At 71.5% G+C, this 24,520-nt stretch carries 30 protein-coding genes; 23 read left to right on the top strand and 7 right to left on the bottom strand.

The features are described from left to right. Window positions 1-13: 13 nt before the first annotated feature. The gene (locus ACIBCK_RS01600) at window positions 14-832 is read left to right on the top strand and encodes an ABC transporter permease (RefSeq protein WP_399386079.1); all 819 of its coding nucleotides are present in this window, start codon (window positions 14-16) and stop codon (window positions 830-832) included. Window positions 833-909: 77 nt separating this feature from the next. Further along, window positions 910-1,575: a DUF2567 domain-containing protein gene (locus tag ACIBCK_RS01595; RefSeq protein ID WP_399386078.1), complete on the top strand. Its 666-nt coding sequence runs from the start codon at window positions 910-912 to the stop codon at window positions 1,573-1,575. Window positions 1,576-1,696: 121 nt separating this feature from the next. Here the strand turns inward: ACIBCK_RS01595 and ybaK are convergent, their stop codons facing one another. From ybaK to ACIBCK_RS01575, 4 genes are all read right to left on the bottom strand, one after another. Continuing rightward, window positions 1,697-2,203, bottom strand: coding sequence for a Cys-tRNA(Pro) deacylase (ybaK, locus tag ACIBCK_RS01590; RefSeq protein ID WP_399386077.1), 507 nt, complete (start codon window positions 2,201-2,203; stop codon window positions 1,697-1,699). Between the two features lie 33 nt (window positions 2,204-2,236). Then, window positions 2,237-2,977 carry an LON peptidase substrate-binding domain-containing protein gene (locus ACIBCK_RS01585; protein ID WP_399386076.1) on the bottom strand — a complete coding sequence of 247 codons (741 nt, stop codon included), beginning with the start codon at window positions 2,975-2,977 and terminating at the stop codon, window positions 2,237-2,239. An 11-nt stretch (window positions 2,978-2,988) separates the two neighbouring features. Beyond that, window positions 2,989-3,996: a hypothetical protein gene (locus ACIBCK_RS01580; protein WP_399386075.1), complete on the bottom strand. Its 1,008-nt coding sequence runs from the start codon at window positions 3,994-3,996 to the stop codon at window positions 2,989-2,991. Window positions 3,997-4,133: 137 nt separating this feature from the next. Continuing rightward, window positions 4,134-5,648, bottom strand: a complete 1,515-nt coding sequence (locus tag ACIBCK_RS01575; protein WP_399387181.1) for an oxidoreductase — start codon at window positions 5,646-5,648, stop codon at window positions 4,134-4,136. Between the two features lie 224 nt (window positions 5,649-5,872). Between ACIBCK_RS01575 and hisD the strand changes: the two genes are divergently transcribed. From hisD to ACIBCK_RS01525, 10 genes are all read left to right on the top strand, one after another. Further along, entirely contained in the window at window positions 5,873-7,195 is a 1,323-nt protein-coding gene (hisD, locus tag ACIBCK_RS01570) for a histidinol dehydrogenase (protein ID WP_399386074.1), read from the top strand. After that, window positions 7,192-8,310 (top strand): histidinol-phosphate transaminase, encoded by a 1,119-nt coding sequence (locus ACIBCK_RS01565; RefSeq protein ID WP_399386073.1) that lies wholly within the window; start codon window positions 7,192-7,194, stop codon window positions 8,308-8,310. The genes hisD and ACIBCK_RS01565 overlap by 4 nt, the downstream gene beginning before the upstream one ends. Next, window positions 8,307-8,900 (top strand): imidazoleglycerol-phosphate dehydratase HisB, encoded by a 594-nt coding sequence (hisB, locus tag ACIBCK_RS01560; RefSeq protein ID WP_135330188.1) that lies wholly within the window; start codon window positions 8,307-8,309, stop codon window positions 8,898-8,900. Before ACIBCK_RS01565 ends, hisB begins: the two co-directional genes overlap by 4 nt. 4 nt (window positions 8,901-8,904) lie before the next feature. Next, entirely contained in the window at window positions 8,905-9,069 is a 165-nt protein-coding gene (locus ACIBCK_RS01555) for a hypothetical protein (protein WP_365822656.1), read from the top strand. A gap of 17 nt (window positions 9,070-9,086) precedes the next feature. Continuing rightward, entirely contained in the window at window positions 9,087-9,728 is a 642-nt protein-coding gene (gene hisH / locus ACIBCK_RS01550) for an imidazole glycerol phosphate synthase subunit HisH (RefSeq protein ID WP_399386072.1), read from the top strand. A gap of 17 nt (window positions 9,729-9,745) precedes the next feature. Further along, window positions 9,746-10,471 (top strand): bifunctional 1-(5-phosphoribosyl)-5-((5-phosphoribosylamino)methylideneamino)imidazole-4-carboxamide isomerase/phosphoribosylanthranilate isomerase PriA, encoded by a 726-nt coding sequence (gene priA / locus ACIBCK_RS01545; protein WP_360763937.1) that lies wholly within the window; start codon window positions 9,746-9,748, stop codon window positions 10,469-10,471. Then, window positions 10,468-10,872 (top strand): RidA family protein, encoded by a 405-nt coding sequence (locus ACIBCK_RS01540; RefSeq protein ID WP_399386071.1) that lies wholly within the window; start codon window positions 10,468-10,470, stop codon window positions 10,870-10,872. The genes priA and ACIBCK_RS01540 overlap by 4 nt, the downstream gene beginning before the upstream one ends. Continuing rightward, window positions 10,869-11,624 carry an imidazole glycerol phosphate synthase subunit HisF gene (gene hisF, locus ACIBCK_RS01535; RefSeq protein WP_399386070.1) on the top strand — a complete coding sequence of 252 codons (756 nt, stop codon included), beginning with the start codon at window positions 10,869-10,871 and terminating at the stop codon, window positions 11,622-11,624. Before ACIBCK_RS01540 ends, hisF begins: the two co-directional genes overlap by 4 nt. 128 nt (window positions 11,625-11,752) lie before the next feature. Continuing rightward, entirely contained in the window at window positions 11,753-12,373 is a 621-nt protein-coding gene (locus ACIBCK_RS01530) for an ArsR/SmtB family transcription factor (protein WP_399386069.1), read from the top strand. A 13-nt stretch (window positions 12,374-12,386) separates the two neighbouring features. Next, complete coding sequence (locus ACIBCK_RS01525; protein WP_399386068.1) at window positions 12,387-13,637, top strand: MFS transporter; 1,251 nt, start codon at window positions 12,387-12,389, stop codon at window positions 13,635-13,637. Window positions 13,638-14,087: 450 nt separating this feature from the next. Here the strand turns inward: ACIBCK_RS01525 and ACIBCK_RS01520 are convergent, their stop codons facing one another. Both ACIBCK_RS01520 and ACIBCK_RS01515 read right to left on the bottom strand, forming a co-directional pair. Then, a complete protein-coding gene (locus ACIBCK_RS01520) occupies window positions 14,088-14,483 on the bottom strand; it encodes a VOC family protein (RefSeq protein ID WP_399386067.1) in 396 nt (131 codons plus the stop codon). Next, window positions 14,483-15,118 (bottom strand): TIGR03085 family metal-binding protein, encoded by a 636-nt coding sequence (locus ACIBCK_RS01515; RefSeq protein ID WP_399386066.1) that lies wholly within the window; start codon window positions 15,116-15,118, stop codon window positions 14,483-14,485. The genes ACIBCK_RS01520 and ACIBCK_RS01515 overlap by 1 nt, the downstream gene beginning before the upstream one ends. Window positions 15,119-15,198: 80 nt before the next feature. Here ACIBCK_RS01515 and hisI point away from each other — a divergent pair, with 80 nt between their 5' ends. Then, on the top strand, window positions 15,199-15,579 hold the full coding sequence (gene hisI / locus ACIBCK_RS01510; RefSeq protein WP_399386065.1) for a phosphoribosyl-AMP cyclohydrolase: 381 nt from the start codon (window positions 15,199-15,201) through the stop codon (window positions 15,577-15,579). Here the strand turns inward: hisI and ACIBCK_RS01505 are convergent. After that, window positions 15,560-16,027, bottom strand: a complete 468-nt coding sequence (locus ACIBCK_RS01505; RefSeq protein WP_367040897.1) for a hypothetical protein — start codon at window positions 16,025-16,027, stop codon at window positions 15,560-15,562. The genes hisI and ACIBCK_RS01505 overlap by 20 nt on opposite strands. 78 nt (window positions 16,028-16,105) lie before the next feature. On the opposite strand from ACIBCK_RS01505, the gene ACIBCK_RS01500 reads away from it, so the two are divergent. The 10 genes from ACIBCK_RS01500 (at window position 16,106) to lgt (ending at window position 24,496) form a co-directional block, all read left to right on the top strand. After that, on the top strand, window positions 16,106-17,617 hold the full coding sequence (locus ACIBCK_RS01500) for an anthranilate synthase component I (RefSeq protein WP_399386064.1): 1,512 nt from the start codon (window positions 16,106-16,108) through the stop codon (window positions 17,615-17,617). After that, the gene (locus tag ACIBCK_RS01495; protein ID WP_399386063.1) at window positions 17,601-18,296 is read left to right on the top strand and encodes a TIGR02234 family membrane protein; all 696 of its coding nucleotides are present in this window, start codon (window positions 17,601-17,603) and stop codon (window positions 18,294-18,296) included. The genes ACIBCK_RS01500 and ACIBCK_RS01495 overlap by 17 nt, the downstream gene beginning before the upstream one ends. 102 nt (window positions 18,297-18,398) lie before the next feature. After that, a complete protein-coding gene (locus ACIBCK_RS01490) occupies window positions 18,399-18,635 on the top strand; it encodes an HGxxPAAW family protein (RefSeq protein ID WP_399386062.1) in 237 nt (78 codons plus the stop codon). Between the two features lie 96 nt (window positions 18,636-18,731). Continuing rightward, window positions 18,732-19,175, top strand: coding sequence for a DUF2752 domain-containing protein (locus ACIBCK_RS01485; protein WP_399386061.1), 444 nt, complete (start codon window positions 18,732-18,734; stop codon window positions 19,173-19,175). A 185-nt stretch (window positions 19,176-19,360) separates the two neighbouring features. Further along, window positions 19,361-20,170: an indole-3-glycerol phosphate synthase TrpC gene (gene trpC, locus ACIBCK_RS01480; RefSeq protein ID WP_367040889.1), complete on the top strand. Its 810-nt coding sequence runs from the start codon at window positions 19,361-19,363 to the stop codon at window positions 20,168-20,170. A gap of 7 nt (window positions 20,171-20,177) precedes the next feature. After that, window positions 20,178-20,399: a tryptophan biosynthesis modulator TrpM gene (trpM, locus tag ACIBCK_RS01475; RefSeq protein ID WP_399386060.1), complete on the top strand. Its 222-nt coding sequence runs from the start codon at window positions 20,178-20,180 to the stop codon at window positions 20,397-20,399. Between the two features lie 100 nt (window positions 20,400-20,499). Then, window positions 20,500-21,786, top strand: a complete 1,287-nt coding sequence (gene trpB, locus ACIBCK_RS01470) for a tryptophan synthase subunit beta (protein WP_399386059.1) — start codon at window positions 20,500-20,502, stop codon at window positions 21,784-21,786. Next, on the top strand, window positions 21,783-22,598 hold the full coding sequence (gene trpA / locus ACIBCK_RS01465; RefSeq protein WP_399386058.1) for a tryptophan synthase subunit alpha: 816 nt from the start codon (window positions 21,783-21,785) through the stop codon (window positions 22,596-22,598). Before trpB ends, trpA begins: the two co-directional genes overlap by 4 nt. A gap of 63 nt (window positions 22,599-22,661) precedes the next feature. Further along, entirely contained in the window at window positions 22,662-23,438 is a 777-nt protein-coding gene (locus ACIBCK_RS01460) for a DsbA family protein (RefSeq protein ID WP_399386057.1), read from the top strand. A gap of 77 nt (window positions 23,439-23,515) precedes the next feature. Continuing rightward, window positions 23,516-24,496, top strand: coding sequence for a prolipoprotein diacylglyceryl transferase (gene lgt, locus ACIBCK_RS01455; protein ID WP_399386056.1), 981 nt, complete (start codon window positions 23,516-23,518; stop codon window positions 24,494-24,496). The last annotated feature ends 24 nt before the right edge of the window (window positions 24,497-24,520 follow it).

Below are 24,520 nucleotides of genomic sequence, written 5' to 3'. Positions count from 1 at the left end.
GGAAGGTTGTTCGGTGAGTGCCGTTCCCCTGGAAGCGGCCGTGCGGGCCGACGACCGCGAGTGGCAGGCCGACGCCGCCGAACCCCTGGGGCCCCGCGCGCGGTTCTTCCCCGCGCTCGCTGCCGTCTACCGGGCGCAGCTGTCGCGGGCGCGGGTCGCCCGCATCCCGCTGCTCTTCGTGGCGACCTTCCAGTCCGTCGGGATCATGATCCTGATGCGGGGCGTCGTCGACGGGGGAGACGAGGCGCGTGCCGTCGTCGCCGGGTCATCCGTGCTCGTCGTCGCCTTCGTCGCGCTCAACCTCCTCGCGCAGTACTTCGGACAGCTGCGGGCCGACGGCGGCCTCGACCACTACGCCACGCTGCCCGTGCCGCCCGCCTCGGTGGTCCTCGGCGCCGCGGCGGCCTACGCCTCGTTCACCGTGCCCGGCACGCTCGTCACCGCGGTCGTCGGATGCGGCCTCTTCGGGCTTCCGCTGGCCCACCTGTGGGTGCTCGCCGCGGTGATCCCGCTGGCCGGCGCCGCGCTCGCCGGCCTCGGCGCCGCCCTCGGGCTGCTCGCGCCCCGGCCCGAACTGGCCACACTGCTCGGTCAGTTGGGCATGTCCGCTGCGCTGCTCCTCGGTGTGCTCCCGGCCGAGCGGATGCCTGGCTTCCTGCAGTACGCCCGTGACCTGCTGCCTTCCACGTACGGGGTCGAGGCGTTCGCCCGCACCTTCGGGCCGCATCCCGACTGGGCGGCGGTCGCCCTCGACCTCGCGGTCTGCGCGGGCGTCGGCGTCGCCTCGCTGGCGATCGCCACCTGGGCCTACCGCCGTGCGGCCGTGCGCTGACGCGGTCCTCGCCGTGGTCCACGGGGTCCCCGCTGTGCGGTGAAGCGGTCACCGGGCAGTACTGGCACCATGTGTGGGTGACTGCACCGCTGACGCCCTCCCAGCCGCCCCACGACCAGCCCCCGCACGACCCCTGGCAGCAAGCCGCTCAGCCGTCGGGAGCCGTTCCCTCCTCGGCGTACGAGGAGGACGGTCCTGATATGAAGACCGAAGTGCGGCAGGCCGCCGTGATCGCGGTCGCGCTGGCGGTGTGCGGCGTCCTGCTCGGGCTGCTGTGGCTGTGGCTCGCCCCCCGCGTCCCGTTGATCGCGGACAGCGAGGCGGTGTTCCTCAAGGACACCGAGGGCGAGCAGGCGATCGGGGTCGACGGAACGTTCACTCTGCTCGCACTCGCGTTCGGTGCGGTGAGCGGCGCCGTGGTGTTCCTGCTGCGCAGGCGGGGCGGCATTCCGCTGGTCGTCGGGCTGACGGCCGGGAGCCTGCTGGGGGCCGTGATCGCCTGGCGCCTCGGCATCTTCCTGGGGCCCGAGACGGATGTCGTCGCGCACGCGAAGTCGGTGGGCAAGGGCGTCGCCTTCGACGCCCCCATGGAGCTCAAGGCCAAGGGCGCGCTGCTCGCCTGGCCCGTCGCCGCGCTGCTCGTGCACCTGGGGCTCACGGGCCTCTTCGGGCCGCGCGACCCTGAGCCGTACCCCATGGCGTACGGCGACGACCCAGGGCGCACCGACGGCAACCCTGCCTGAGAGAGCTCAGGCAGGACGCCTGCCGTGATTCGCCTTGCCTTTGCGGACCCGCCACTTCCTCTTGCGCGTCTTCTTCGACATGAGAGTGGTACTAGTCGAGCCCGCGGCCCCCGTCGAGGCCCTATTCACGCCCGATCGGGGCCAATACCGCGCCCGTGAGCCGCGCCAGGTCGCCGGGGGCCAGTTCCACTTCCAGGCCCCTGCGGCCCGCCGAGACGCAGATCGTGGCGTGCCCCGACGCCGAGTCGTCGAGAACCGTGCGGAGCTTCTTGCGCTGGCCGAGCGGCGAGATGCCACCGCGCACGTACCCGGTGGTGCGTTCCGCGGCAGCGGGGTCCGCCATCACCGCGCGCTTGCCGGAGACCGCCGTGGCCAGGGCCTTGAGGTCCAGGGTGCCCGCCACGGGGACCACGGCCACCGTCAGCTCGCCGTCGATGTCCGCGACCAGGGTCTTGAAGACCCGGTCGGGGGAGACGCCCATGGCCTGGGCGGCCTCTTCGCCGTACGAGGGGTGCGCGGGGTCGTGTTCGTAGGCGTGGACCGTGTAGGGGGCGCCCGCAGCGGTGAGGGCCACCGTCGCCGGGGTGCCGCCCGCGCCCGACTGCTGCTTCTTCTGCTTCTTCGCCAAAGCGCTCGCGCCTTACGTCAGTTGCGGCTCGTGTCAGTTGAGGCTCGTGGTGCCGCGCGTGAGGTCCGTCGCGGGCAACGACGGCAGATTACGGATGATCGCGGTCTCGGCGCGAAGGACTTTCAGTTCGTCGTGCAGGCGCGATGCCGTGTCCGGCGCCTCCAGGAGCCGCTGCTTGGTGGGGGTGTCCAGGACGGCGGCCGCCGCGACCAGATACGACACCACGGACGGGTCGTCCGGCAGCTCGGCGCCCGTGGACAGGGACCGCTCGCGCGCCCCGGCGAGCCGCTTCTGGTAGGAGCGAAAGGCCCGCAGGACCCCCTCGGCGAGCGCGCCCGCCTCCTCGCCGGGTTCCTCCGGCAGCTCCTCGACCTCCGCGGTCAAGAACGCGCCCGACGCGTCGACCGAGTGCAGGCGCACCCGTGAGGTACCGGTGGCGAGGACCTCGAAGCCGCCGTCGGCGCGCTCCCTGATCGTCGCCGCGTCCGCGATGCAGCCCACCGCATGGAAGGCCTTGAGCGGGTCGTCGCCGAAGCCGGCGGTCGGGCCCTGCTCGGGCTGCGACGTGGGGTCCGGGAGGCCCGGGGCGCTCGGCGCGACCTCGAGCCCGTCGCGGATCGCGACGACCGCGAAGAGGCGCGGCTCCTCGTCGGGGGTCTTGAGCAGGTCGCGCATCATGGCGCGATAACGCTCCTCGAACACGTTCAGCGGGAGCACGAGCCCCGGGAACAGCACCGAGTTGAGCGGGAAGAGCGGAAGCCGGACGGTGGTCACGAGCCGAAAGCCTAATGGTCGCCGGAGCCCGTACGTCCGCCGCCGGTGCGCAGCGGGGTCCCGGAGGCCACCTCGATGCGTATGCCGTCGCGCAGTTCCAGGAACTGGCCGAGCGGATCGTCGGCCATGCGGTCCCAGGGGAAGGACGTCGCATAGGGCCCGATGAGGCGCAGCTGTTCGAGGGCGTCGCTCCACCGCTCGAGCCGTACGAGGACGAACGCGAGGACGTTGCGGACCTCCGCGGGCCAGAGGTCCCCGGCCTCGTACTCCTGAGAGACGGCGATCCCGAGGTCGGCCGCGGCGTCCAGGCGCTCCCGCGGCACACTCCCCGAAGCGCTGGTGAGATAGGCGAACGCGGCGCGCGCGGGCAGCGCCTGGATCAGCGATCCCGGCAGTGCGTCCCGCGCGGCACGCTCGGCGAAGTCGAAGCACTGGCGGTGCGAGCCGTACCAGGCGGCCGAGAGGTACTGGAGGGCCGAGGCGTGGCAGCCGTAGTGGTGCGAGGAGCGGTGCACCGCCTCGGCCCGGAGCGCGTCGAAGACCGACTGCGGGGCGTGGGTGCCGCGGGCGTGGTCCAGGGCGATCCGCCACGGCACGGGATCGCGCGGGTCGGCCTCGGCGGCCGCGGTGATCAGGGGCGCCGTCTCGCGCAGCAGCTCGGCCCTGGCGGGCGACTCCCAGCCGCGGACGACCGCGAGCTCGGCCTTGACGAGCAGCACGTCCGGGTCGTGCGGGGCCGCCGCCCGCCAGTCGTCGAACCACTCGGAGCGGGAGCGGGCGAAGGCGGCCAGACGCGTCGTGTAGCGGTCGCGGTTCTCCCACTCGTTGCCCTCGCGCGTCATGGCGAGCAGCTTGGCGGCAGGGCCGTGGTCGCCCCGGCCGGCGGCGACGAGCGCGGGGCCGAGGCGGTCGTCGGGTGCGTCGAGGAGCACCTCGTCGTCGGGGGTCAGACCGGCGGCGAGGAGCGGGGTGTGCCTGACCATGCGGGCGGTACGGATCAGGGCGCGCAGGAATGCCATCGTGTGGGTATTGAAAGCCGCAGGTCGGGGCTGTGCCAGGGGGTGGCCGGTGAAGCTTTCGCATCGGTCGTTCGGTTGCCTGACACATGGTCAAGGAAGGGCAAAATATCTGCCCCCTCCGGCCACCCGAGGCCCGCTCAGTTCCTCCGCAGCAGCCGTGTCGCCCCCGCAGCGACCGTCGTCGCGAGCACCCAGCCGAGCAGGATCAGGATCGCCGCGAACCACTGCCAGCCGCCGCGCAATTGCCAGTAGCCGTCCTGGCCGAGGTTGATGACCGGCAGCAGCAGATCGAGGGAGTACAGCGCGGGGTTCCAGTTCGGATGCTCTCCGTCCTTGATCGCCGGGTGGTCGGCGCGCGAGAAGGCCACCGCGCTCACCGCCCAGAGCACCGCCATCCACAGGGCGGCGCGTCCCGGCCGGTAGCCGTAGGCCACCGTCCAGTCCTGGGCGAAGCCCCAGAGCTTCGCCGCGAGCGGCAGGGTCTCGCGGCGTCTGCGCTGCTTGGCGAGGAGGACCTCACGGGCATCGGCGTCCTCGCCGCCGTTGCGCAGGACGGTGGCCAGCTTCTCGTACGGCTCGGGGTTGTACTCGGCGGTCGCGGCCGCCACCCAGCTCAGCCGCCGGGAGAGCGGGAAGCTGCCCTGCGGGACGAGGCTCTCGTAACTGAAGCCGCCCATCTGGAGGCCGCCGGGGCCCGGCCAGCTGATCGACTTGTCGATGAGCGTGACGACCTTGGCGCCGGACAGGATGATCTTGCCGCGTTGCGGGGCCTCGCTGAGGAAGCGCAGCTCGGGGGTCTGGACGCGGCGCAGCGAGACCTCCTGGTCGTTCTCCAGGGTGAAGCGCGCCTGGGCGAGGTCGACGGCGTCCCCGAAGCGGCCGTCGTCGAGCCGGATGCCGCCCTGACACTCGAAACGCTGGATGCGGGTGCCGCGCGGGGGTGTGGTGCCGCTGGTCACGGGGGGATCGCCGAGTGCGGCGGGCGTCATGTACAGCGTGCGTTCCACGGTCATCTGCGGGGCGTTGAGCGCCCGCTGGCCGTACGGATTGGCGAGCTTGCTGCCGCGCAGGCTAAAGGAGACGCCCACTTTCGCGCCCCGCAGGCTCAGCTGACCGTGCGACTCCATCATCTCGGCCTGGAGGTCCTGCCCGACCGAGAGCCCGTCGCCCATGATCGAGTTGCCGCGCCGGTCGCGGTAGATCACGGCCTGGTTGATCAGCAGGTCGGTGCCGATCTGGGCGTCCGTGAGCCGCATGCCGTTGTGGATCCGGCAGCGCGGCAGATGCAGGTCGCCCTCCGTGTGCACGCGGGCCGCCTCCACGCGCGGGATCGAGCAGTTGACGAGCCGCAGCGTGGTGAACTTGGCCTCGGGGACGAGCACTTCCTTCTCGAAGCGGCAGTGCTTGAGCTCGGCGTAGGGCAGGATCTCGCCGCCCGCCAGGTCGAGTACGTCCGTGATCTGCAGACCCGAGAGCTTCAGCGAGGAGACCCGGCCGGAGAGCGCGGGCGGCCCGTCGAGGAGCAGCCAGCACACGATGCGCGCGCGCACGCTGCGCTCCGGACCCCAGGGGTGGCCGCCGTGCGGATCGTCCGCCATCGAGTCCCCGGACCGGAGGTCATAGACGCTGCCGTTGCGGAAGGCCTGCCACATGCCGATCTCGGCGGCGGTCAGTCCGTCCGGCGGGTCCCCGGTGCCGGTGTCGTCGACCACTGCTGTTGTCCTCCCCGTACCGCGATACGCCTCTGTCTCGTACACCTGTTTCATGCCCGCTCGGTGACGGGCTGAACGCTAGTGGTGAACGTCGTCTCCCGGGATCTATATCAGCCAGTGATACGGCGTCCGGACCGGAATCAGGGTCTGAGAGAATTGGCCATGTGATCTCCCGAATCGATCTGCGCGGCGACGCCCTCCCCGAGGGCCCCGCCCTGCGCGCCCTGCTGCCCCGTGCCGACTTCGACGTCGCGGCCGCCCTGGAGAAGGTGCGGCCCATCTGCGAGGACGTGCATCATCGTGGCGACGCGGCGCTGATCGAATACGCGGAGAAGTTCGACGGAGTACGCCTGAAGCAGGTCCGCGTCCCGGCGGCCGCCATCGCCGACGCCCTGGAAGGCCTCGACCCGCTCGTGCGCGAGGCGCTCGAGGAGTCGATCCGCCGCGCCCGCATCGTGCACCGCGAGCAGCGCCGCGCCCCGCACACCACCCAGGTCGTCCCCGGCGGCTCGGTCACCGAGAAGTGGGTGCCGGTCGAGCGCGTCGGCCTGTACGCGCCCGGCGGCCGCTCGGTCTACCCCTCCTCCGTGATCATGAACGCCATCCCGGCGCAGGAGGCGGGCGTCGAGTCGATGGCGCTCGCGTCCCCGCCACAGAGCGACTTTGACGGCCTTCCGCACCCGACGATCCTCGCGGCCTGCGCCCTGCTCGGCATCGACGAGGTCTACGCGGTCGGCGGCGCCCAGGCCGTCGCCATGTTCGCGTACGGCACCGAGACCTGCGCCCCGGCCAACATGGTCACCGGGCCCGGCAACATCTGGGTCGCCGCCGCCAAGCGTTACTTCACCGGACGCATCGGCATCGACACCGAAGCGGGCCCGACCGAGATCGCGGTCCTCGCCGACGACACGGCCGACGCCGTGCACGTCGCGTCCGACCTGATCAGCCAGGCCGAGCACGACCCGCTCGCCGCCGCCGTCCTGGTCACCGACTCCGTGGCCCTGGCCGACGCGGTCGCCAAGGAGCTGGAACCGCAGGTCGCGGCGACCAAGCACGTCGAGGACCGGATCGCCCCCGCCCTGGCGGGCAGGCAGTCCGCGATCGTCCTGGTCGACGGCCTGAAGGAGGGCCTGCGCGTCGTCGACGCGTACGGCGCAGAGCACCTGGAGATCCAGACCGCGGACGCCGCCGCCGTCGCGGACCGCGTCAAGAACGCGGGCGCGATCTTCGTCGGCCCCTGGGCGCCCGTCTCCCTCGGCGACTACTGCGCGGGCTCCAACCACGTCCTGCCCACCGGCGGCTGCGCCTGCCACTCCTCGGGGCTCAGCGTCCAGTCGTTCCTGCGCGGCATCCACATCGTCGACTACACCCGCGACGCGCTCGCCGACGTCGCCCAGCACGTGGTGACGCTCGCCGAGGCCGAGGACCTGCCGGCGCACGGTGCGGCTGTGAAGGCCCGCTTCGGATGGAAGGTGCCGACCAAGTGACCGTCCGAATCGACGACCTTCCCGTACGCGACGAACTGCGCGGCAAGTCCCCCTACGGCGCCCCCCAGCTCGACGTACCCGTACGCCTGAACACGAACGAGAACCCCTACCCGCTGCCCGAGCCGCTCGTCGAGCGCATCGCCGAGCGCGTCCGCGAGGCGGCACGCGACCTCAACCGCTACCCCGACCGCGACGCGGTCGAGCTGCGCACCGAGCTCGCCCGCTACCTCACGGACACCGGCGGCCACGAGGTCACCCTGGCCAACGTCTGGGCGGCCAACGGCTCGAACGAAGTCATCCAGCAGCTCCTGCAGACCTTCGGCGGGCCCGGCCGCACCGCCATCGGCTTCGAGCCCTCGTACTCGATGCACGGCCTCATCGCGCGCGGCACCGGCACCGGCTGGATCTCGGGCCCCCGCACGGACGACTTCACGATCGACGTCGAAGCGGCGAAGAGGACCATCGCCGAGAACCAGCCCGACGTCGTCTTCATCACCACGCCCAACAACCCCACGGGCAACGCCGTCCCGGCCGACACGGTCCTCGCGCTCTACGAAGCCGCGCAGTCCGCGAAGCCCTCGATGGTCGTGGTCGACGAGGCGTACGTGGAGTTCAGCCACGGCGGCTCGCTGCTGCCGCTGCTCGCGGGGCGGCCGAACCTCGTCATCTCGCGCACGATGTCCAAGGCCTTCGGAGCGGCGGGACTGCGCCTCGGCTACCTCGCCGCCGACCCGGCGGTCGTCGACGCCGTACAGCTCGTACGGCTGCCGTACCACCTGTCGGCCGTCACGCAGGCCACCGCGCTCGCCGCCCTGGAGCACACCGACACGCTCCTGAAGTACGTCGAGCAGCTGAAGCAGGAGCGCGACCGGCTGGTGAGCGAGCTGCGTGCGATCGGCTATGAAGTGACCGACTCCGACGCCAACTTCGTCCAGTTCGGGCGATTCGACGGCGAAGGGGGCGCCCACGCGGTCTGGCAGCGCATCCTCGACCGGGGCGTCCTGGTCAGGGACAACGGAGTACCGGGCCGGCTGCGGGTCAGCGCCGGAACGCCGGAAGAGAACGACGCGTTCCTCGATGCGGTACGCGAACTGAAGAAGGAGCAGCTGGCATGAGTCGCGTTGGACGGGTCGAACGCACCACGAAGGAGACGTCGGTCCTCGTCGAGATCGATCTCGACGGCACCGGCAAGGTCGAGGTTTCGACGGGCGTCGGTTTCTACGACCACATGCTCGACCAGCTCGGCCGCCACGGCCTCTTCGACCTCACGGTCAAGACCGAGGGCGACCTGCACATCGACACCCACCACACGATCGAGGACACCGCCCTCGCCCTGGGCGCCGCCTTCAAGCAGGCACTCGGCGACAAGGTCGGCATCTACCGCTTCGGCAACTGCACGGTCCCGCTCGACGAGTCCCTCGCCCAGGTGACGGTCGACCTGAGCGGCCGCCCGTACCTCGTGCACACCGAGCCCGAGACCATGGCGCCGATGATCGGCACGTACGACACGACGATGACCCGGCACATCCTGGAGTCCTTCGTCGCGCAGGCCCAGATCGCCCTGCACGTCCACGTGCCCTACGGCCGCAACGCCCACCACATCGTGGAGTGCCAGTTCAAGGCCCTCGCCCGCGCGCTGCGTTACGCATCGGAGCGCGACCCGCGCGCCGCCGGGATCCTCCCCTCCACGAAGGGCGCGCTGTAAAGCCATGACCGGCCTCACCACCATCCTCATCGTCGTCGGCCTCTTCCTGATCGGCGGCATCATCTCCTTCGTCAAGCAGGGGATGCCCAAGGGCCTGATCACGCTGCTCTCCATCGCCGCGGCCATGTGCCTCACCGCGGGGATCATGCGGCTCGACTACTGGAACTGAGGGGAGCTGATCCACGTATGACCGCTCCCAAGAAGGTCGTCGTCTTCGACTACGGCTTCGGGAACGTCCGTTCCGCCGAGCGCGCCCTCGCGCGCGCCGGTGCGGACGTCGAGATCACCCGTGACTACGACAAGGCCATGGCCGCCGACGGTCTCCTCGTCCCCGGTGTGGGCGCCTTCGCCGCCTGCATGCAGGGGCTCAAGGAGGCGCGCGGCGACTGGATCGTGGGCCGCAGGCTCGCGGGCGGCCGCCCCGTGATGGGCATCTGCGTGGGCATGCAGATCCTCTTCGCGCGCGGCATCGAGCACGACGTGGAGGCCGAGGGCCTCGACGAGTGGCCCGGCACCGTCGAGCCGCTGAAGGCGGACATCGTGCCGCACATGGGCTGGAACACGGTCGACGCGCCCGAGGGCTCGCAGCTGTTCGCCGGTCTCGACGCCGAGTCCCGCTTCTACTTCGTGCACTCGTACGCCGTGCACCACTGGGACTTCGAGGTCGGCAACCCCGCCTTCCGTGCGCCCAAGGTCGCCTGGACCACGCACGGCGAGCCCTTCGTGGCCGCCGTCGAGAACGGCGCGCTGTGGGCCACGCAGTTCCACCCCGAGAAGTCCGGCGACGCCGGCGCCCAGCTCCTCACCAACTGGATCGGAACCCTCTAGGAATGTCAGGGACCTCTGTGAGCAAGCTCGAACTCCTCCCCGCCGTCGACGTCCGCGACGGCCAGGCCGTACGCCTCGTCCATGGCGAGTCCGGATCGGAGACCTCCTACGGCTCCCCGCTGGAGGCCGCCCTCTCCTGGCAGCGGTCGGGCGCCGAGTGGCTGCACCTGGTCGACCTGGACGCCGCGTTCGGCACCGGCGACAACCGCGCGCTCATCGCCGAGGTCGCGGGCGCCATGGACATCAAGGTCGAGCTGTCCGGCGGCATCCGCGACGACGCGTCCCTGGAGGCAGCGCTCGCCACCGGCTGCACCCGCGTGAACCTCGGCACGGCGGCCCTGGAGACCCCGGAGTGGGTCGCCAAGGTCATCGCGTCGCACGGCGACAAGATCGCGGTCGGTCTCGATGTCCGCGGCACGACGCTGCGCGGCCGTGGCTGGACCCGCGACGGCGGCGACCTCTACGAGACCCTGGAGCGCCTCAACTCCGAGGGCTGTGCACGCTACGTCGTCACCGACATTGCCAAGGACGGCACGCTGCAGGGCCCGAACCTGGAGCTTCTGCGGGGCGTCTGCGCGGCGACGGACCGTCCGGTGGTCGCGTCGGGCGGCGTCTCGTCCCTGGACGACCTGCGTGCGATCGCCGAACTGGTCCCGCTGGGCGTCGAGGGCTCGATCGTCGGCAAGGCGCTGTACGCGAAGGCCTTCACGCTCGAAGAGGCCCTCGCGGCGGTGGCGTCGTGAGTGACATCGTCCGCAGGGTGAGCTCGGGCGGTCCGTGGGAGGAGGCCATCGGCTACTCCCGCGCGGTCGAGCTGCCGAACGGGCTCGTCCTGGTGTCGGGCTGCACGTCGGTGGTGGACGGCGCCATAGAGGCCGGTACTCCCTACGAGCAGGCGGCCAACGCCTTCCACGTCGCCGTCGAGTCCCTGAAGCAGCTGGGCCTCGGCCGGGAGCACGTCGTACGCACCCGCATGTATCTGACCCACGCGCGGGACGTGGAGGAGGTCGGCCGGGCCCACAAGGAGCTCTTCGACGACGTCCGCCCCGCCGCTTCGATGATCATCGTCTCCGGCTTCGTCGACCCGAGTCTGGTCGTCGAGGTCGAGGTGGAGGCGTACCGGCCCGGGGCGGGTGCGCGATGACGCTCTCCGTGCGAGTCATCCCCTGCCTGGACGTGGACAACGGCCGGGTCGTCAAGGGCGTCAACTTCCAGAATTTGCGCGACGCGGGCGACCCCGTCGAGATGGCCAAGGTGTACGACGCCGAGGGCGCCGACGAACTCACCTTCCTGGACATCACGGCGTCGTCGGGCAATCGCGAGACGACGTACGACGTGGTCCGCCGCACCGCCGAGCAGGTCTTCATCCCCCTCACGGTGGGCGGCGGCGTCCGTACCGCCGAGGACGTCGACAAGCTCCTGCGGGCCGGCGCGGACAAGGTGGGCGTGAACACGGCCGCCATCGCACGCCCTGAGCTGATCCGCGAGATCGCGGAGCGGTTCGGGCGGCAGGTGCTCGTCCTGTCGGTGGACGCGAGGCGGACCGCGTCCGGGAGCTTCGAGGTGACGACCCACGGCGGCCGCGAGTCCGCCGGGATCGACGCCGTCGAGTGGGCGCACCGGGCGGCGGAGCTCGGCGCGGGGGAGATCCTGCTCAACTCGATGGACGCGGACGGCACGAAGGACGGCTACGACATCGAGATGATCGCGGCGGTACGACGCCACGTCACCGTCCCGGTCATCGCGTCCGGCGGCGCGGGCCGCCTCGACCACTTCCCGCCGGCGATCGAGGCGGGCGCGGACGCGGTGCTCGCCGCGTCGGTCTTCCACTTCGGGGATCTGCGGATCGGCGAGGTGAAGGACACGCTGCGGGGGGCGGGGCAGCCGGTTCGCTGAGGGGTTCCGTCTACGTCGTGCGTTGAGCCCCGGTCGTTTGGTGGCCGGGGCTTCTCGCTGTCCAGATGGGAAAGAAAAGTTGCGCAGTTTATATTGCGCAACTTTTCTTTCGTATCTACGGTCGAGGCATGGACGACCAGCAGAAGTCAGACGGCGATCAGCAGAAGCCGGGCGAGACCCGCCGGATCACCGACCTCGGCACGCTCAAGGCCCTGGGGCATCCGTTGCGCCTGCGGGTCTACGGCGCTCTGCGGGTCTCGGGCCCCTCGACGGCGTCCCAGCTCGCCTCCCAGGTCGACGAGGCGGTCTCGCTGGTCAGCTACCACCTGCGCAAGCTCGCCGAGCACGGCCTCATCCAGGAGGCCGACGTGCAGAGCGAGGACGCGCGGGAGCGGTGGTGGCAGGCGGCGCAGGACACCCTGAGCTTCCGGCACGAGGACTTCAAGGACTCGCCGGAGGGGGCGGCCACGCATGTGGCCGTCGTGCGGAGCCTGATCTCGTATCGCCAGGAGCAGTACGAGACCTACCTCGCCCAGCAGGCCGCGTGGGGCGCCGAGTGGCGCATGGCGGCCGACCAGTCGGACTTTCTCGCCCGCCTGAACCCCGCGGAACTCACCCGCCTCAACGCCGAGATCCACGCCCTGGTCAAGACGTACGAGGCGCGGGGCAAGGCCGCGGAGGCGGCGGGCGACAGCGAGGGGCGCGAGAACGTCGCCGTACACCTGGCCAGCTTCCCTTTCCGGCTCTGAGAGGCCTGCTCCCATGACCACCACCGGCATACGTACGGTTCCGGCTCCTGCCCCCGAGGAGCCCGCGCATCGGGACGGCAACGTCCTGCGCTGGCTCGGTGCGTACAGCGCGTCCGCGGTCGGCGACAACGTCTACTTCCTCGCCCTGTCCTGGGCCGCCGTCCAGTCCGGGGGCCCCGCGCAGGCAGGCCTGGTGATGGCCGTGAGCGCGGTGCCGCGTGCGCTGCTGATGCTGGGCGGGGGAGTCGTCGCCGACCGCTTCGGCCCGCGCAGGGTGGTCATCAGCAGCGACGCGGCGCGGTGCGCGGCGGTGTTCGCGGTGGCGGGACTGCTGGTCGTGGCGAGCCCCGGGGTGTGGCTGCTCGCCGTGCTCGGGGTGGTGTTCGGGACGGTCGACGCGCTGTTCATGCCCGCCGTCGGGGCGCTGCCCGCTCGCATCACGGGCCGGGGCCAGCTGGCGAGGGTGCAGGGGATGCGGGGTCTGGTGGTCCGCCTCGCCCACGTCGTGGGCGCCCCGCTGGGGGGTCTCGGGGTCGCGCTCGGCGGCTCCGCGGCCGCGTTCGGCATCGCGGGGGCGCTGTTCGCGGTGTCGCTGCCGCTGCTGATCTCCCTGCGGGTGGGGGAGCTGCCGGCCGACGACACCGCGGGCGGGCGGACCGCGTGGGGCGACCTCGGCGACGGGCTGCGGTACATCCGCGGGCACCGCGTGCTCGCACCCCTGACGCTGGTCGTCGCCCTGGCGGACCTGGGGTTCGTCGGGCCGCTGAACATCGGGCTCACCATGCTGGCCGACGAGCGTGGGTGGGGCGCGTCGGGGATGGGCCTGGTGCTCGCCGGGTTCGGGACGGGCGCCGGGGTGTCGGCGCTGTTCCTGACGGTGCGGGGGCGGGTGCCGAGGGCCGGCCTCGTGCTGTCGCTGACGTGCCTGACCGGAGCGGTGGGCGTGGGCACCATCGCGTACGTGCCCGGCCTCTGGACCGCCATGGGGGTGGCGCTACTGGTGGGGCTGCTGATCGGCCTGACAGGAGCGTTGACTGCGGCGCTTGCGCAGACGGAGTCCGCCCCGGCGTACGTGGGCCGCGTGACCTCGGCGTTCAGCGTCTTCAGCCTGGGGGTTGCCCCGCTGACGTATCCGCTGACGGGCGTGGCGGTAGGGGCGTGGGGGACGGCCCCGGTCTTCACCGCAAGCGCGACAGCATGCGCCTTGGCCGGCGCCTACGGCCTCTGCTCCCGAAGCCTCCGAGCAGCGGAACTACCTCGCTGAGCCGCTTGGGCTCGACTGCCGGGGGCCCTGGGCTCGGATGCCCGCGGCGCCCCGCATTGCCCCGAAGGCCGCCGCCCCTCCCGGCTGCGGGCAGCCGTTCGGGGCAGGGGATGGGCGCCGCCGCGCGCCACCGATCCCGGTGTCCGCGGCCAGTGCAGCCGCGAGCGTGGCACCCCCGCGCTCGGCGCGCGTCGAGCCGGAGCCCTGCGGCAAGTGCAGGCGCAAGCCCGGCTGACGGGCCCCGGGCCCCAGCGTCCGCTGCGGTGAGGTGGGGGGGGGGGGAGCTACCCGCTTGCCTGGATGAGCTGCACCCCGATTCCCCGCCGTTTCCTCCAGCACCCGCACCGCCGCGCTCGGCGGACGTCGAGCCGGAGCGCTGCCGCGAGCGCAGGCGCAAGCCCGGCTGACGGGGTCCCGGGGTCAGCCCTCGCCGCGGTGAGGCGGGGGAAGCTACCCGCTCGGTTGCATCAGTTGCACCAGGTTTCCCACCGTGTCGTCAAGGACCGCGGTGATCACCGGGCCCTGTTTCTCGGGGCCGTGGGCGAACCGCACTCCCAGGCCGACGAGGCGCTCGTGTTCCGCGCGGATGTCGTCCACCCCGAGCACGATGCACGGGATGCCCGCCTCGTGCAGGGCCTTGTGATAGGGCTCCGCGATGGGGCCCTCGCCCGGTTCGAGGAGCAGCTCCACGTCACCGTGGCCGCCCGCCGCCCCGACCGTGACGAAGGGCGTCCCGCCGGTCGGCACCACGTGATGCCGGGTCTCGAAGCCCAGTACGTCCGTGTAGAAGGCGTGCGCCCTCGCCACATCGTCCACGTACACCCCGGCCATCGAGACCCTGATCATCAGATGCCCAGTTGCTTCGTCTCGTGCAGTCGGGCGATCGCGTCCTTGTCACCGTCCAGTTCGACGTTGGCCGCGTCCTGCCGGCCGTGCGCGAACATCACCAGTTCGGACGGCTCTCCCGTCACCGTCACCACGGGAGTGCCGCGATGGGCCACCGCCGTCTGGCCGTCCGGGCGGCGTAGGACCACACCCACCGGCGCCTTGCGGCCCACCAGGCGGGCCATCCGCTCCAGGCGTGACCACAGGGTGTCCGAGAAGACCGGATCGAGCTCGCGTGGCGTCCAGTCGGGCCGGGCACGGCGCACGTCCTCGGTGTGGACATAGAACTCGACGGCGTTCGAAGCCTCGTCGATCTGCTTGAGGGAGAAGGGGGAGAAGCGCGGCGGACCCGTCCTGATCAGCTGGATCAGTTCCTCGTACGGCTTCGCGGCGAACTCCGCCTGCACACGCTCCAGGCGCGAGGCCAGCTGCTTGATCAGCAGCCCGCCCGCGGCATCGGCCCGGCGCTCGCGGACCACCACGTGGGCCGCGAGATCTCGGGTGTTCCAGCCCTCGCAGAGAGTGGGGGCGTCGGGGCCCTCCGCCTCCAACAGATCGGCGAGGAGAAGTCGTTCACGCTTGGCATGGGTCGACATGCCACCAGCCTACGACTCGGTACAGGGTCCGCCCAGTGGACGCGGCCCGGCGAGGCCCCGGAGCGCGGCACAATGGCCCCATGACCGCCACGCCCCCGCCCAGCAGCCTGGACCCAGAGATCGCCGCCCGCCTCAAGCGCGGCACGGACGGCCTGGTCCCCGCCATCGCCCAGCAGTACGACACCGGCGAGGTGCTGATGCTGGGCTGGATGGACGACGAGGCCCTGCACCGCACGCTCACCACGGGACGCTGCACGTACTGGTCGCGCAGCCGTCAGGAGTACTGGGTCAAGGGCGACACGTCGGGCCACTTCCAGTACGTGAAGTCCGTGGCCCTGGACTGCGACGCGGACACCGTCCTGGTCCAGGTCGACCAGATCGGCGCCGCCTGCCACACCGGCACCCGCACGTGCTTTGACGCCGACTCCCTGCCGGTCACCTTCACCGGCACCGAAGCGTGATCGTCTCGCCGTCCCGCAGCACGATGCGGGACGGGTCACCGGCCCAGGAGCGCCCGGCGACATCCGCGCGGCACTTCTCGCGTACGCCGCTCACGCCCCACTCGGTCATGAACTGACCCAGGGTGAAGTCCCGCCACTCCTCCGACTCCACATGCAGGGTGCCGGTGGTGTCGTGCGTGTGCAGCGGGCTGTAGCGGGGCTTCGGCCCCGAGCGGTCGATGCCGATGTCCGCCGGGACCGTGACGGGGCTGCCCCCGGACGTCACCTTCAGGGTGGTGTGGATGTGCATGTCCATCGCCTCGGAGTCGAGCATCTCCAGGCCCGCGGCCCGGACCCGCTCCGGTACGTCCTTGGGGGCGGGCCACACGACGGGCCCGGGGGCGGCCGCCGCGAACGCGGTCGAGGCGAGGAGGAGGGCGAAGGCGGGCAGCATACGGCGGTTGGTCATCCTCCCGTTCTAGTGGCAGGCACCGTGCCCGTCGGCCCGCGACACCGGCCGCCACCCGCACGGCCGTAAGCTCCTCCCATGGATCTCGAGACCTTCCGCAAGCTCGCGAGCGACCGCCGAGTGATCCCCGTCAGCCGCAGGCTCCTCGCGGACGGCGACACTCCGGTCGGGCTCTACCGCAAGCTCGCCGCCGAGCGGCCCGGCACGTTCCTCCTGGAGTCCGCGGAGAACGGCCGGGCTGCGTTCTCGTGGTCCCGCTACTCCTTCGTCGGCGTCCGCAGCGCCGCCACCCTCACCACCCGCGACGGAGCGGCCCACTGGCTGGGCACCCCACCCGTCGGCGTCCCCACCTCCGGTGACCCCCTCGACGCCCTGCGCGCCACCGTCGAGGCCCTGCACACCCCGCGCGACCTCGCCTCCGGGATGCCGCCGTTCACCGGCGGGATGGTCGGCTACCTCGGCTACGACATCGTGCGGCGCCTGGAGAAGATCGGACCCGGCGAGCGGGACGACCTCAAGCTGCCCGAGCTGACGATGCTGCTCACCAGCGACCTCGCCGTCCTCGACCACTGGGACGGATCCGTGCTCCTGATCGCCAACGCGATCAACCACAACGACCTGCAGACGGGCGTCGACGAGGCGTACGCCGACGCCGTGGCCCGCCTCGACGCCATGGAGGCCGACCTCTCCCGGGCCGTCTCCCAGCCCCCGGCCGCCCTGCCGCCCTCCGAGCTGCCCGAATACACCGCGCTGTGGGGCGGCGAGCAGTACCAAGAAGCCGTCGAGGACATCAAGGAACGCATCCGCGCGGGCGAGGCCTTCCAGGTCGTGCCCTCGCAGCGCTTCGAAACCCCTTGTGACGCAAGCGCGTTGGACGTCTACCGCGTGCTGCGGGCCACCAACCCCTCGCCGTACATGTACCTCTTCCGCTTCGACGGCTTCGACGTCGTCGGCTCGTCGCCCGAGGCCCTCGTCAAGGTCGAGGACGGACGCGCCATGGTGCACCCCATCGCCGGCACCCGGCCGCGCGGCGCCACCCCGCAGGAGGACCAGGGCCTCGCCGACGAGCTGCTCGCCGACCCCAAGGAGCGTGCCGAGCACCTGATGCTCGTCGACCTGGGCCGCAACGACCTGGGGCGCGTCTGCGAGCCCGGCTCGGTCGAGGTCGTCGACTTCATGTCCATCGAGCGGTACTCCCACGTCATGCACATCGTGTCGACGGTCACCGGCCAGGTCGCCGAAGGCCGCAGCGCCTTCGACGTCCTCACCGCCTGCTTCCCCGCCGGCACCCTCTCCGGCGCCCCCAAGCCGCGCGCGATGCAGATCATCGACGAGCTGGAGCCCTCCCGGCGCGGCCTGTACGGCGGCTGTGTCGGATATCTCGACTTCGCCGGCGACTCCGACACCGCCATCGCCATCCGCACCGCGCTCCTGCGCGAGGGCACGGCATACGTGCAGGCCGGAGCGGGCGTCGTCGCCGACTCCGACCCGGTCGCCGAGGACACCGAGTGCCGCAACAAGGCGGCGGCGGTCCTGCGGGCCATCCACACGGCGAACCGGCTGCGGCGCCCCGATGGACGTGAGGGATAGTGGACGGGTGACTTCTGCCGTACCTCCGCCCCGCACCCAGGCCGCCGACGCCGCCGAGGCCGACGCCGAGCCCGAGACCCGGGCCCAGCGCAGCGGCCGGCGCAGCATCGCCGTCGCTCTGCTGTTCGGCGCGGTCGGCGCTGCCCTCGCACTGCTCGCCTCCCGCCAGACCTGGGCGAAGGGCACCGCTTCGGTCGCGGGCGGCGAACTGCCGCTGAGCGCCACGGGCAGCGACGTCACGGGCGTGCCCGCGGCCCTCGCGATAGTGGGTCTTGCCGCGCTCGTCGCCGTCTTCGCCGTCCGCAAGGCCGGGCGGATGCTCGTCTCGCTGCTGCTCGCGCTGAGCGGCGCGGGCACGGTGGCCGCCGCCCTCCTCGCCGCGAACGACAGCGGCGCCCTCGACGAGAAGGCCGCCGAGGCCTCCGGCGACACCGCCGCCACGATCGGTGATCTCAGCCACACGGCCTGGCCGTACGCCGCAGCGGCCGCGGGCGCGCTGATCCTGCTCGCCGGTCTCCTCGCCCTGACGTACGGCAGGTCCTGGCCCGCGATGTCCGGACGCTACGAACGCGACGGCGCACCCCGCCCCCGCAAGGCGCCGCCGAAGGTCGACCCGGACCGGCCCGAGGACCTCTGGAAGGCCCTCGACCGCGGCGAGGACCCGACGCGCGAGGCATGACCCCGCGCTCAGGGCACCTGCCCGCGTACGGGACAATGGAGCGGTGAGCGTCTCGCTCACCCCACGCATCACCACCACGCATACAGCAACGAGGAGCAAGTCATGGCGGGCAGCAGCCACGGACACACCCCGGCCGCCTGGACCGGTGTCACCATCGCCTTCATCGGTTTCTGCGTATCGGGTGCCTTCATGGTGTTGGCCAACCCGCTGGGCTTCTGGGCCGGCATGGTCATCATCGCCGTCGGCGGCGTCGTGGGCATGGCCATGCGTGCCGCGGGCCTCGGCGCGAAGCCCCGGCAGTCGCAGCCGCAGGGACAGCTCGCGCACTCCGAGGGCTGAGCTTCACCGACGTACGTGGGAGGCGGTCCCGGCAGGTGCCGGGGCGGCCTCCTTTCGCGTTTCCCTGCCGGGCACGGGCCGCCGCCGAAGGGCACAATGCGTCGGGTGAACGCTGAACCCGAGAGCGCGGCACCACCCGTCGGCCCCGCACTGCGGCGCCTCGCCGTGCCCGTCGGCGTGCTCGGCTCGGTGATCGCCGCCTTCGCCTACGTGGGGACGGTCGACCCGAACGAGCCCGGCCACTACCCCGCCTGCCCGTTGCTGCGGCTCACCGGGGTGTTCTGCCCCGGCTGCGGCGGACTGCGCAGCGCCTACGCCGTCGTCCACGGAGACTTCACGACGGCACTCGGCGCCAATGCCCTCGCCGTCGTCGGGTTCGGTGTCTTCGCGCTCCTGTGGACCCTCTGGGCGGTCCGTGCGGCGCGCGGACGACGGCTGCGGATCGAGTTGGGGTCCGTACATCTGTACGGGATCGGGGTGCTGGTCGCGGTTTTCACCCTCGTACGCAATCTGCCGTTCGGGGCATGGCTGCATCCCTGAATGCCGAGAAAGACCAGGTGGCCGGGGTATGAGGTGTCCAGGTCGTGGGACTGGCGTCAACCGGATGCGGGGCCTTCGCCCTCCTGCGGATACCATCGCAGTGACCATCGGAAATGCCTGATGAGGCAGCCGAACAGCTTGAGGTTCAAACAGCAGCTTCACCGTCAGGGAAGGGGGCCGCTCGCGTGAGTGTGCTCGACGAGATCATCGACGGAGTCCGTGCCGACCTCGCGGAACGGCAGGCGCGCGTCAGCCTCGACGAGCTCAAGGAGCGCGCGGCCAAGGCTCCTGCGGCCAAGGACGGGGTCGCCGCACTGCGCGGCGACGGCGTCAAGGTCATCTGCGAGGTCAAGCGCTCGAGCCCGTCCAAGGGTGCGCTCGCCGCGATCGCCGACCCGGCCGGGCTCGCCGCCGACTACGAGGCGGGCGGCGCCGCCGTCATCTCCGTGCTCACCGAGGAGCGCCGCTTCGGCGGATCGCTCGCCGACCTGGAGGCCGTCCGCGCCAAGGTCGACATCCCGGTGCTGCGCAAGGACTTCATCGTCACCTCGTACCAGCTGTGGGAGGCGCGGGCGTACGGCGCCGACCTCGTCCTGCTGATCGTGGCCGCCCTGGAGCAGCCCGCCCTGGAGTCGCTCATCGAGCGCGCCCACTCGATCGGCCTCACGCCGATCGTCGAGGTGCACGACGAGGACGAGGCCGAGCGGGCCGTGGACGCGGGCGCGCGGATCATCGGTGTCAACAACCGCGACCTCAAGACCCTGAAGGTCGACCGCTCCACCTTCGAGCGCGTCGCGCCCGAGCTGCCGGACGACGTCGTCAAGATCGCCGAGTCCGGTGTGCGCGGCCCGCACGACCTCATCGCGTTCGCCAACGCGGGCGCCGACGCGGTGCTGGTGGGCGAGTCCCTGGTGACGGGCCGCGACCCGAAGGGCGCGGTCTCCGACCTGGTCGCCGCGGGTGCGCACCCGGCCCTCCGGCACGGGCGGAGCTGACCCTCCCATGTCCATCGCCGTCCGCCTAGCCCCCGGTTGCCGCCCTCGCGGCTGCCGGGCGCCGGCGCGGCGTGTGCGGGGCCGCAGGGTGCGGTACGTCATCGGAGATGAACCGGGTCAGGTGAACGGGATGCGATGGCCGAGCGCCCCGTCAGGGGCGCGGGGAACTGCGCGACCAGCCACGGCGTCGCGTCGGCCGGACGAATCGTCTGCCCTTCACGGCGCGTAGCCGTCCTCACCCCGGTGGGGCTTGCTCGCGCAGTTCCCCGCGCCCCTGGCGGGGGCGATCGCATCGCAGATCACCCATTCCCGCCATGTGAGGTAGAGGCATGTCCAGCGAGTACTTCCACCCCGACCCGGAGGGTCAGGTCCCCAGCGCCGAAGGCTACTTCGGCGCCTTCGGCGGCAAATTCATCCCGGAGGCCCTCGTCGCCGCCGTGGACGAGGTCGCCGTCGAGTACGACAAGGCCAAGAACGACCCCGAGTTCGCCCGCGAGCTCGACGACCTCCTGGTCAACTACACCGGCCGCCCCAGCAGCCTCACCGAGGTGCCCCGGTTCGCCGAACACGCCGGTGGCGCGCGGGTCTTCCTCAAGCGCGAGGACCTGAACCACACCGGCTCGCACAAGATCAACAACGTGCTCGGCCAGGCCCTGCTCACCAAGCGCATGGGCAAGACCCGCGTCATCGCGGAGACCGGCGCCGGCCAGCACGGCGTCGCCACCGCCACCGCGTGCGCGCTCTTCGGCCTCGAATGCACCATCTACATGGGCGAGATCGACACCGAGCGCCAGGCCCTGAACGTGGCCCGCATGCGCATGCTCGGCGCCGAGGTCATCGCCGTGAAGTCCGGCAGCAGGACCCTGAAGGACGCCATCAACGAGGCGTTCCGCGACTGGGTCGCCAACGTCGACCGCACGCACTACCTCTTCGGGACCGTGGCGGGCCCGCACCCCTTCCCCGCCATGGTGCGCGACTTCCACCGCGTCATCGGGGTGGAAGCTCGGCGCCAGATCCTGGAGCGCGCGGGGCGTCTCCCCGACGCCGCCGTGGCCTGCGTGGGCGGTGGCTCGAACGCCATCGGCCTCTTCCACGCCTTCATCCCGGACGCGGATGTGCGGCTCATCGGCTGCGAGCCCGCAGGGCACGGCGTCGAGACCGGCGAGCACGCGGCCACGCTGACCGCCGGGGAGCCGGGCATCCTGCACGGCTCGCGGTCGTACGTCCTCCAGGACGAGGAAGGGCAGATCACCGAGCCCTACTCGATCTCCGCCGGACTCGACTACCCGGGCATCGGCCCCGAGCACGCCTACCTCAAGGACAGCGGCCGCGGCGAGTACCGCGCGGTCACCGACGACGCGGCCATGCAGGCACTGCGCCTCCTGTCGCGCACCGAGGGCATCATCCCGGCCATCGAGAGCGCCCACGCGCTCGCCGGGGCCCTCGAGGTCGGCAAGGAGCTCGGCAATGACGGGCTGATCATCATCAACCTGTCCGGCCGCGGCGACAAGGACATGGACACGGCCGCCCGCTACTTCGGCCTGTACGACACGGACGCCGCCGTCGAGGCGGACGCGGGCAACGGTGCCGCGGAGATCGAGGGGGACGCCAAGTGAGCGGCAACATCAGTCTGCTGGACGACACCCTCGCGGCCGCCAAGGCCGAGGGGCGCTCCGCCCTCATCGCCTACCTCCCGGCCGGGTTCCCGACCGTGGACGGCGGCATCGCGGCCATCAAGGCGGTCTTCGACGGCGGCGCCGACGTCGTGGAGGTCGGCCTCCCGCACAGCGACCCGGTCCTCGACGGCCCCGTCATCCAGACCGCCGACGACATCGCGCTCAAGGCGGGCCTGAAGATCGCCGACGTGATGCGCACGGTCCGCGAGGCGTACGAGGCGACCGGCAAGCCGGTGCTCGTCATGACGTACTGGAACCCCATCGACCGCTACGGCGTCGAGCGCTTCACCGCCGAACTCGCCGAGGCGGGCGGCGCGGGCTGCATCCTCCCCGACCTGCCCGTCCAGGAGTCGGGCCTGTGGAGGGAGCACGCCGAGAAGCACGGCCTGGCGACGGTCTTCGTCGTCGCGCCGAGCAGCAAGGACGAGCGGCTCGCCACCATCACCGCGGCCGGCTCCGGCTTCGTGTACGCGGCGTCCCTGATGGGCGTCACGGGCACCCGGGAGTCCGTGGGCGAGCAGGCGCAGGAACTGGTGCGGCGCACCAAGGCCACCACCGACCTGCCGGTCTGCGTCGGCCTCGGCGTCTCCAACGCCCGCCAGGCCGCCGAGGTCGCCGGCTTCGCCGACGGCGTGATCGTCGGCTCGGCGTTCGTGCAGCGGATGCTGGACGCCGAGGACGAGGCGGCAGGACTGGACGCCGTACGCACGCTCGCGAGTGATCTCGCCCAGGGGGTTCGCGGCAACGCGTAACTCGTACGGGTGGACCTGGGACCGGGGAGGCATGCTCGTGCCTCCCCGGTTCGTTGGCGGGGTGTGAGCGAGAAGAACCGTGAGGGAAAGCGCGCGGCCCGCGACCGGCTGGCGGAAGAGCGAGAGCGGCAGAAGTCGCGGGACAAGCAGCGCAGGGTGTTGATCGTGAGCGCCGCCGTCGTGGGCGTCCTCGCGCTCGCCGCCGTGGCCGGTCTGGTCGCTGCCAACTCGGGCGACGACAAGGACACTTCGGGCCCCTTGTCGGTCCCCAAGGGGGCGACCGGTGAGGATCAGCTCGCCATCCCCGTCGGCAAGGACAGCGCCAAGTCCACCCTCACCATCTGGGAGGACTTCCGCTGCCCCGCCTGCAAGCAGTTCGAGGAGATGTACCGCAAGACGATCCATGAGCTCACCGGCAAGGGCCAGCTCAAGGTCGAGTATCACCTGGCGACGATCATCGACGGGAACATGGGCGGCAGCGGCTCCCTGCGCGCGGCGAACGCCGCGGCCTGCGCCCAGGACGCCGGGAAGTTCACGCCGTACCACGACGTGCTGTTCACGAACCAACCCCCGGAGACGGACGACGCGTTCAGCAAGAACAGCAAGCTGATCGAGCTCGCGGGCAAGGTGGACGGGCTCGTGAACGACACCTTCAAGAAGTGCGTGGACGACGGCAAGCACGACAGCTGGGCCCAGAAGTCGAACAAGGCCTTCCAGGAGGCGGGCCTGCAGGGCACGCCGAGCGTGCTGCTCGACGGCAAGAACATCTTCGCCGACCAGAAGAACCCGCTGACTCCGGCGAAGCTGAAGGCGAAGGTCGAGGAAGCCAACAGGGGCTAGCGGTGAGGTCCTGTTATGGAGACGTAGCCGGGCTGGTTGCCTCGGGCACCACCCGGCACGGTAGCGTCGGACCTGCCATGGACCTTGCCTTCATTCCCAGCCCGTCGCGCGGTGTGGTCGAACTCGGACCCATTCCGCTGCGCGGCTACGCGTTCTGCATCATCATCGGCGTCTTCGTCGCCGTCTGGCTCGGCAACAAGCGGTGGATCGCTCGCGGGGGCCGCCCAGGCACCGTGGCCGACATCTCCGTCTGGGCCGTGCCGTTCGGCCTCGTCGGCGGGCGTCTCTACCACGTGATCACGGACTACCAGCTGTACTTCAGCGACGGCCGTGACTGGGTGGACGCCTTCAAGATCTGGGAGGGCGGCCTCGGTATCTGGGGCGCGATCGCGTTCGGCGCGGTCGGCGCCTGGATCGGCTGTCGCCGGCGCGGCATCCCGCTGCCCGCCTGGGCCGACGCCCTCGCCCCCGGCATCGCCTTCGCCCAGGCGATCGGCCGCTGGGGCAACTGGTTCAACCAGGAGCTGTACGGCAAGGCCACGGATCTGCCGTGGGCCCTGAAGATCACGTCGGCGGAGGACGGCCGGGTACCCGGCACGTACCACCCGACGTTCCTCTACGAGTCCCTCTGGTGCATCGGCGTCGGCTTCCTGGTCATCTGGGCCGACCGCCGCTTCAAGCTGGGACACGGCCGGGCGTTCGCCCTGTACGTCGCCTCGTACTGCGCAGGACGCGGCTGGATCGAGTACATGCGGGTCGACGACGCGCACCACGTGCTCGGACTGCGTCTGAACGTCTGGACCGCCATCGCGGTGTTCGTGCTCGCCGTCGTGTACTTCGTGCTCTCCGCGAAGAAGCGCCCCGGGCGCGAGGAGATCGTCGAGCCCGCGCCGGACGGCGAGGACGACTCGCCGGGCGAGTCGCCCAAGGACGAGGACAAGGCGAAGACCGACCTGTCCAAGGACGCCGAAACGGACTCGGTCTCGGACAAGGTCAGGGACGAGGACGGCGACAAGGGCAAGGACGGAGCCGGAGCCGAGTCCGCCAAGAAGGGCTGACGCGCTCTCTGCCGTTGCGTACGT

This window comes from Streptomyces sp. NPDC051218 (assembly GCF_044455475.1).
Taxonomy (GTDB): Bacteria; Actinomycetota; Actinomycetes; order Streptomycetales; family Streptomycetaceae; genus Streptomyces.
Note: the sequence above shows the minus strand (reverse complement) of the source record. Positions and strands in the feature narration are given on the sequence as shown.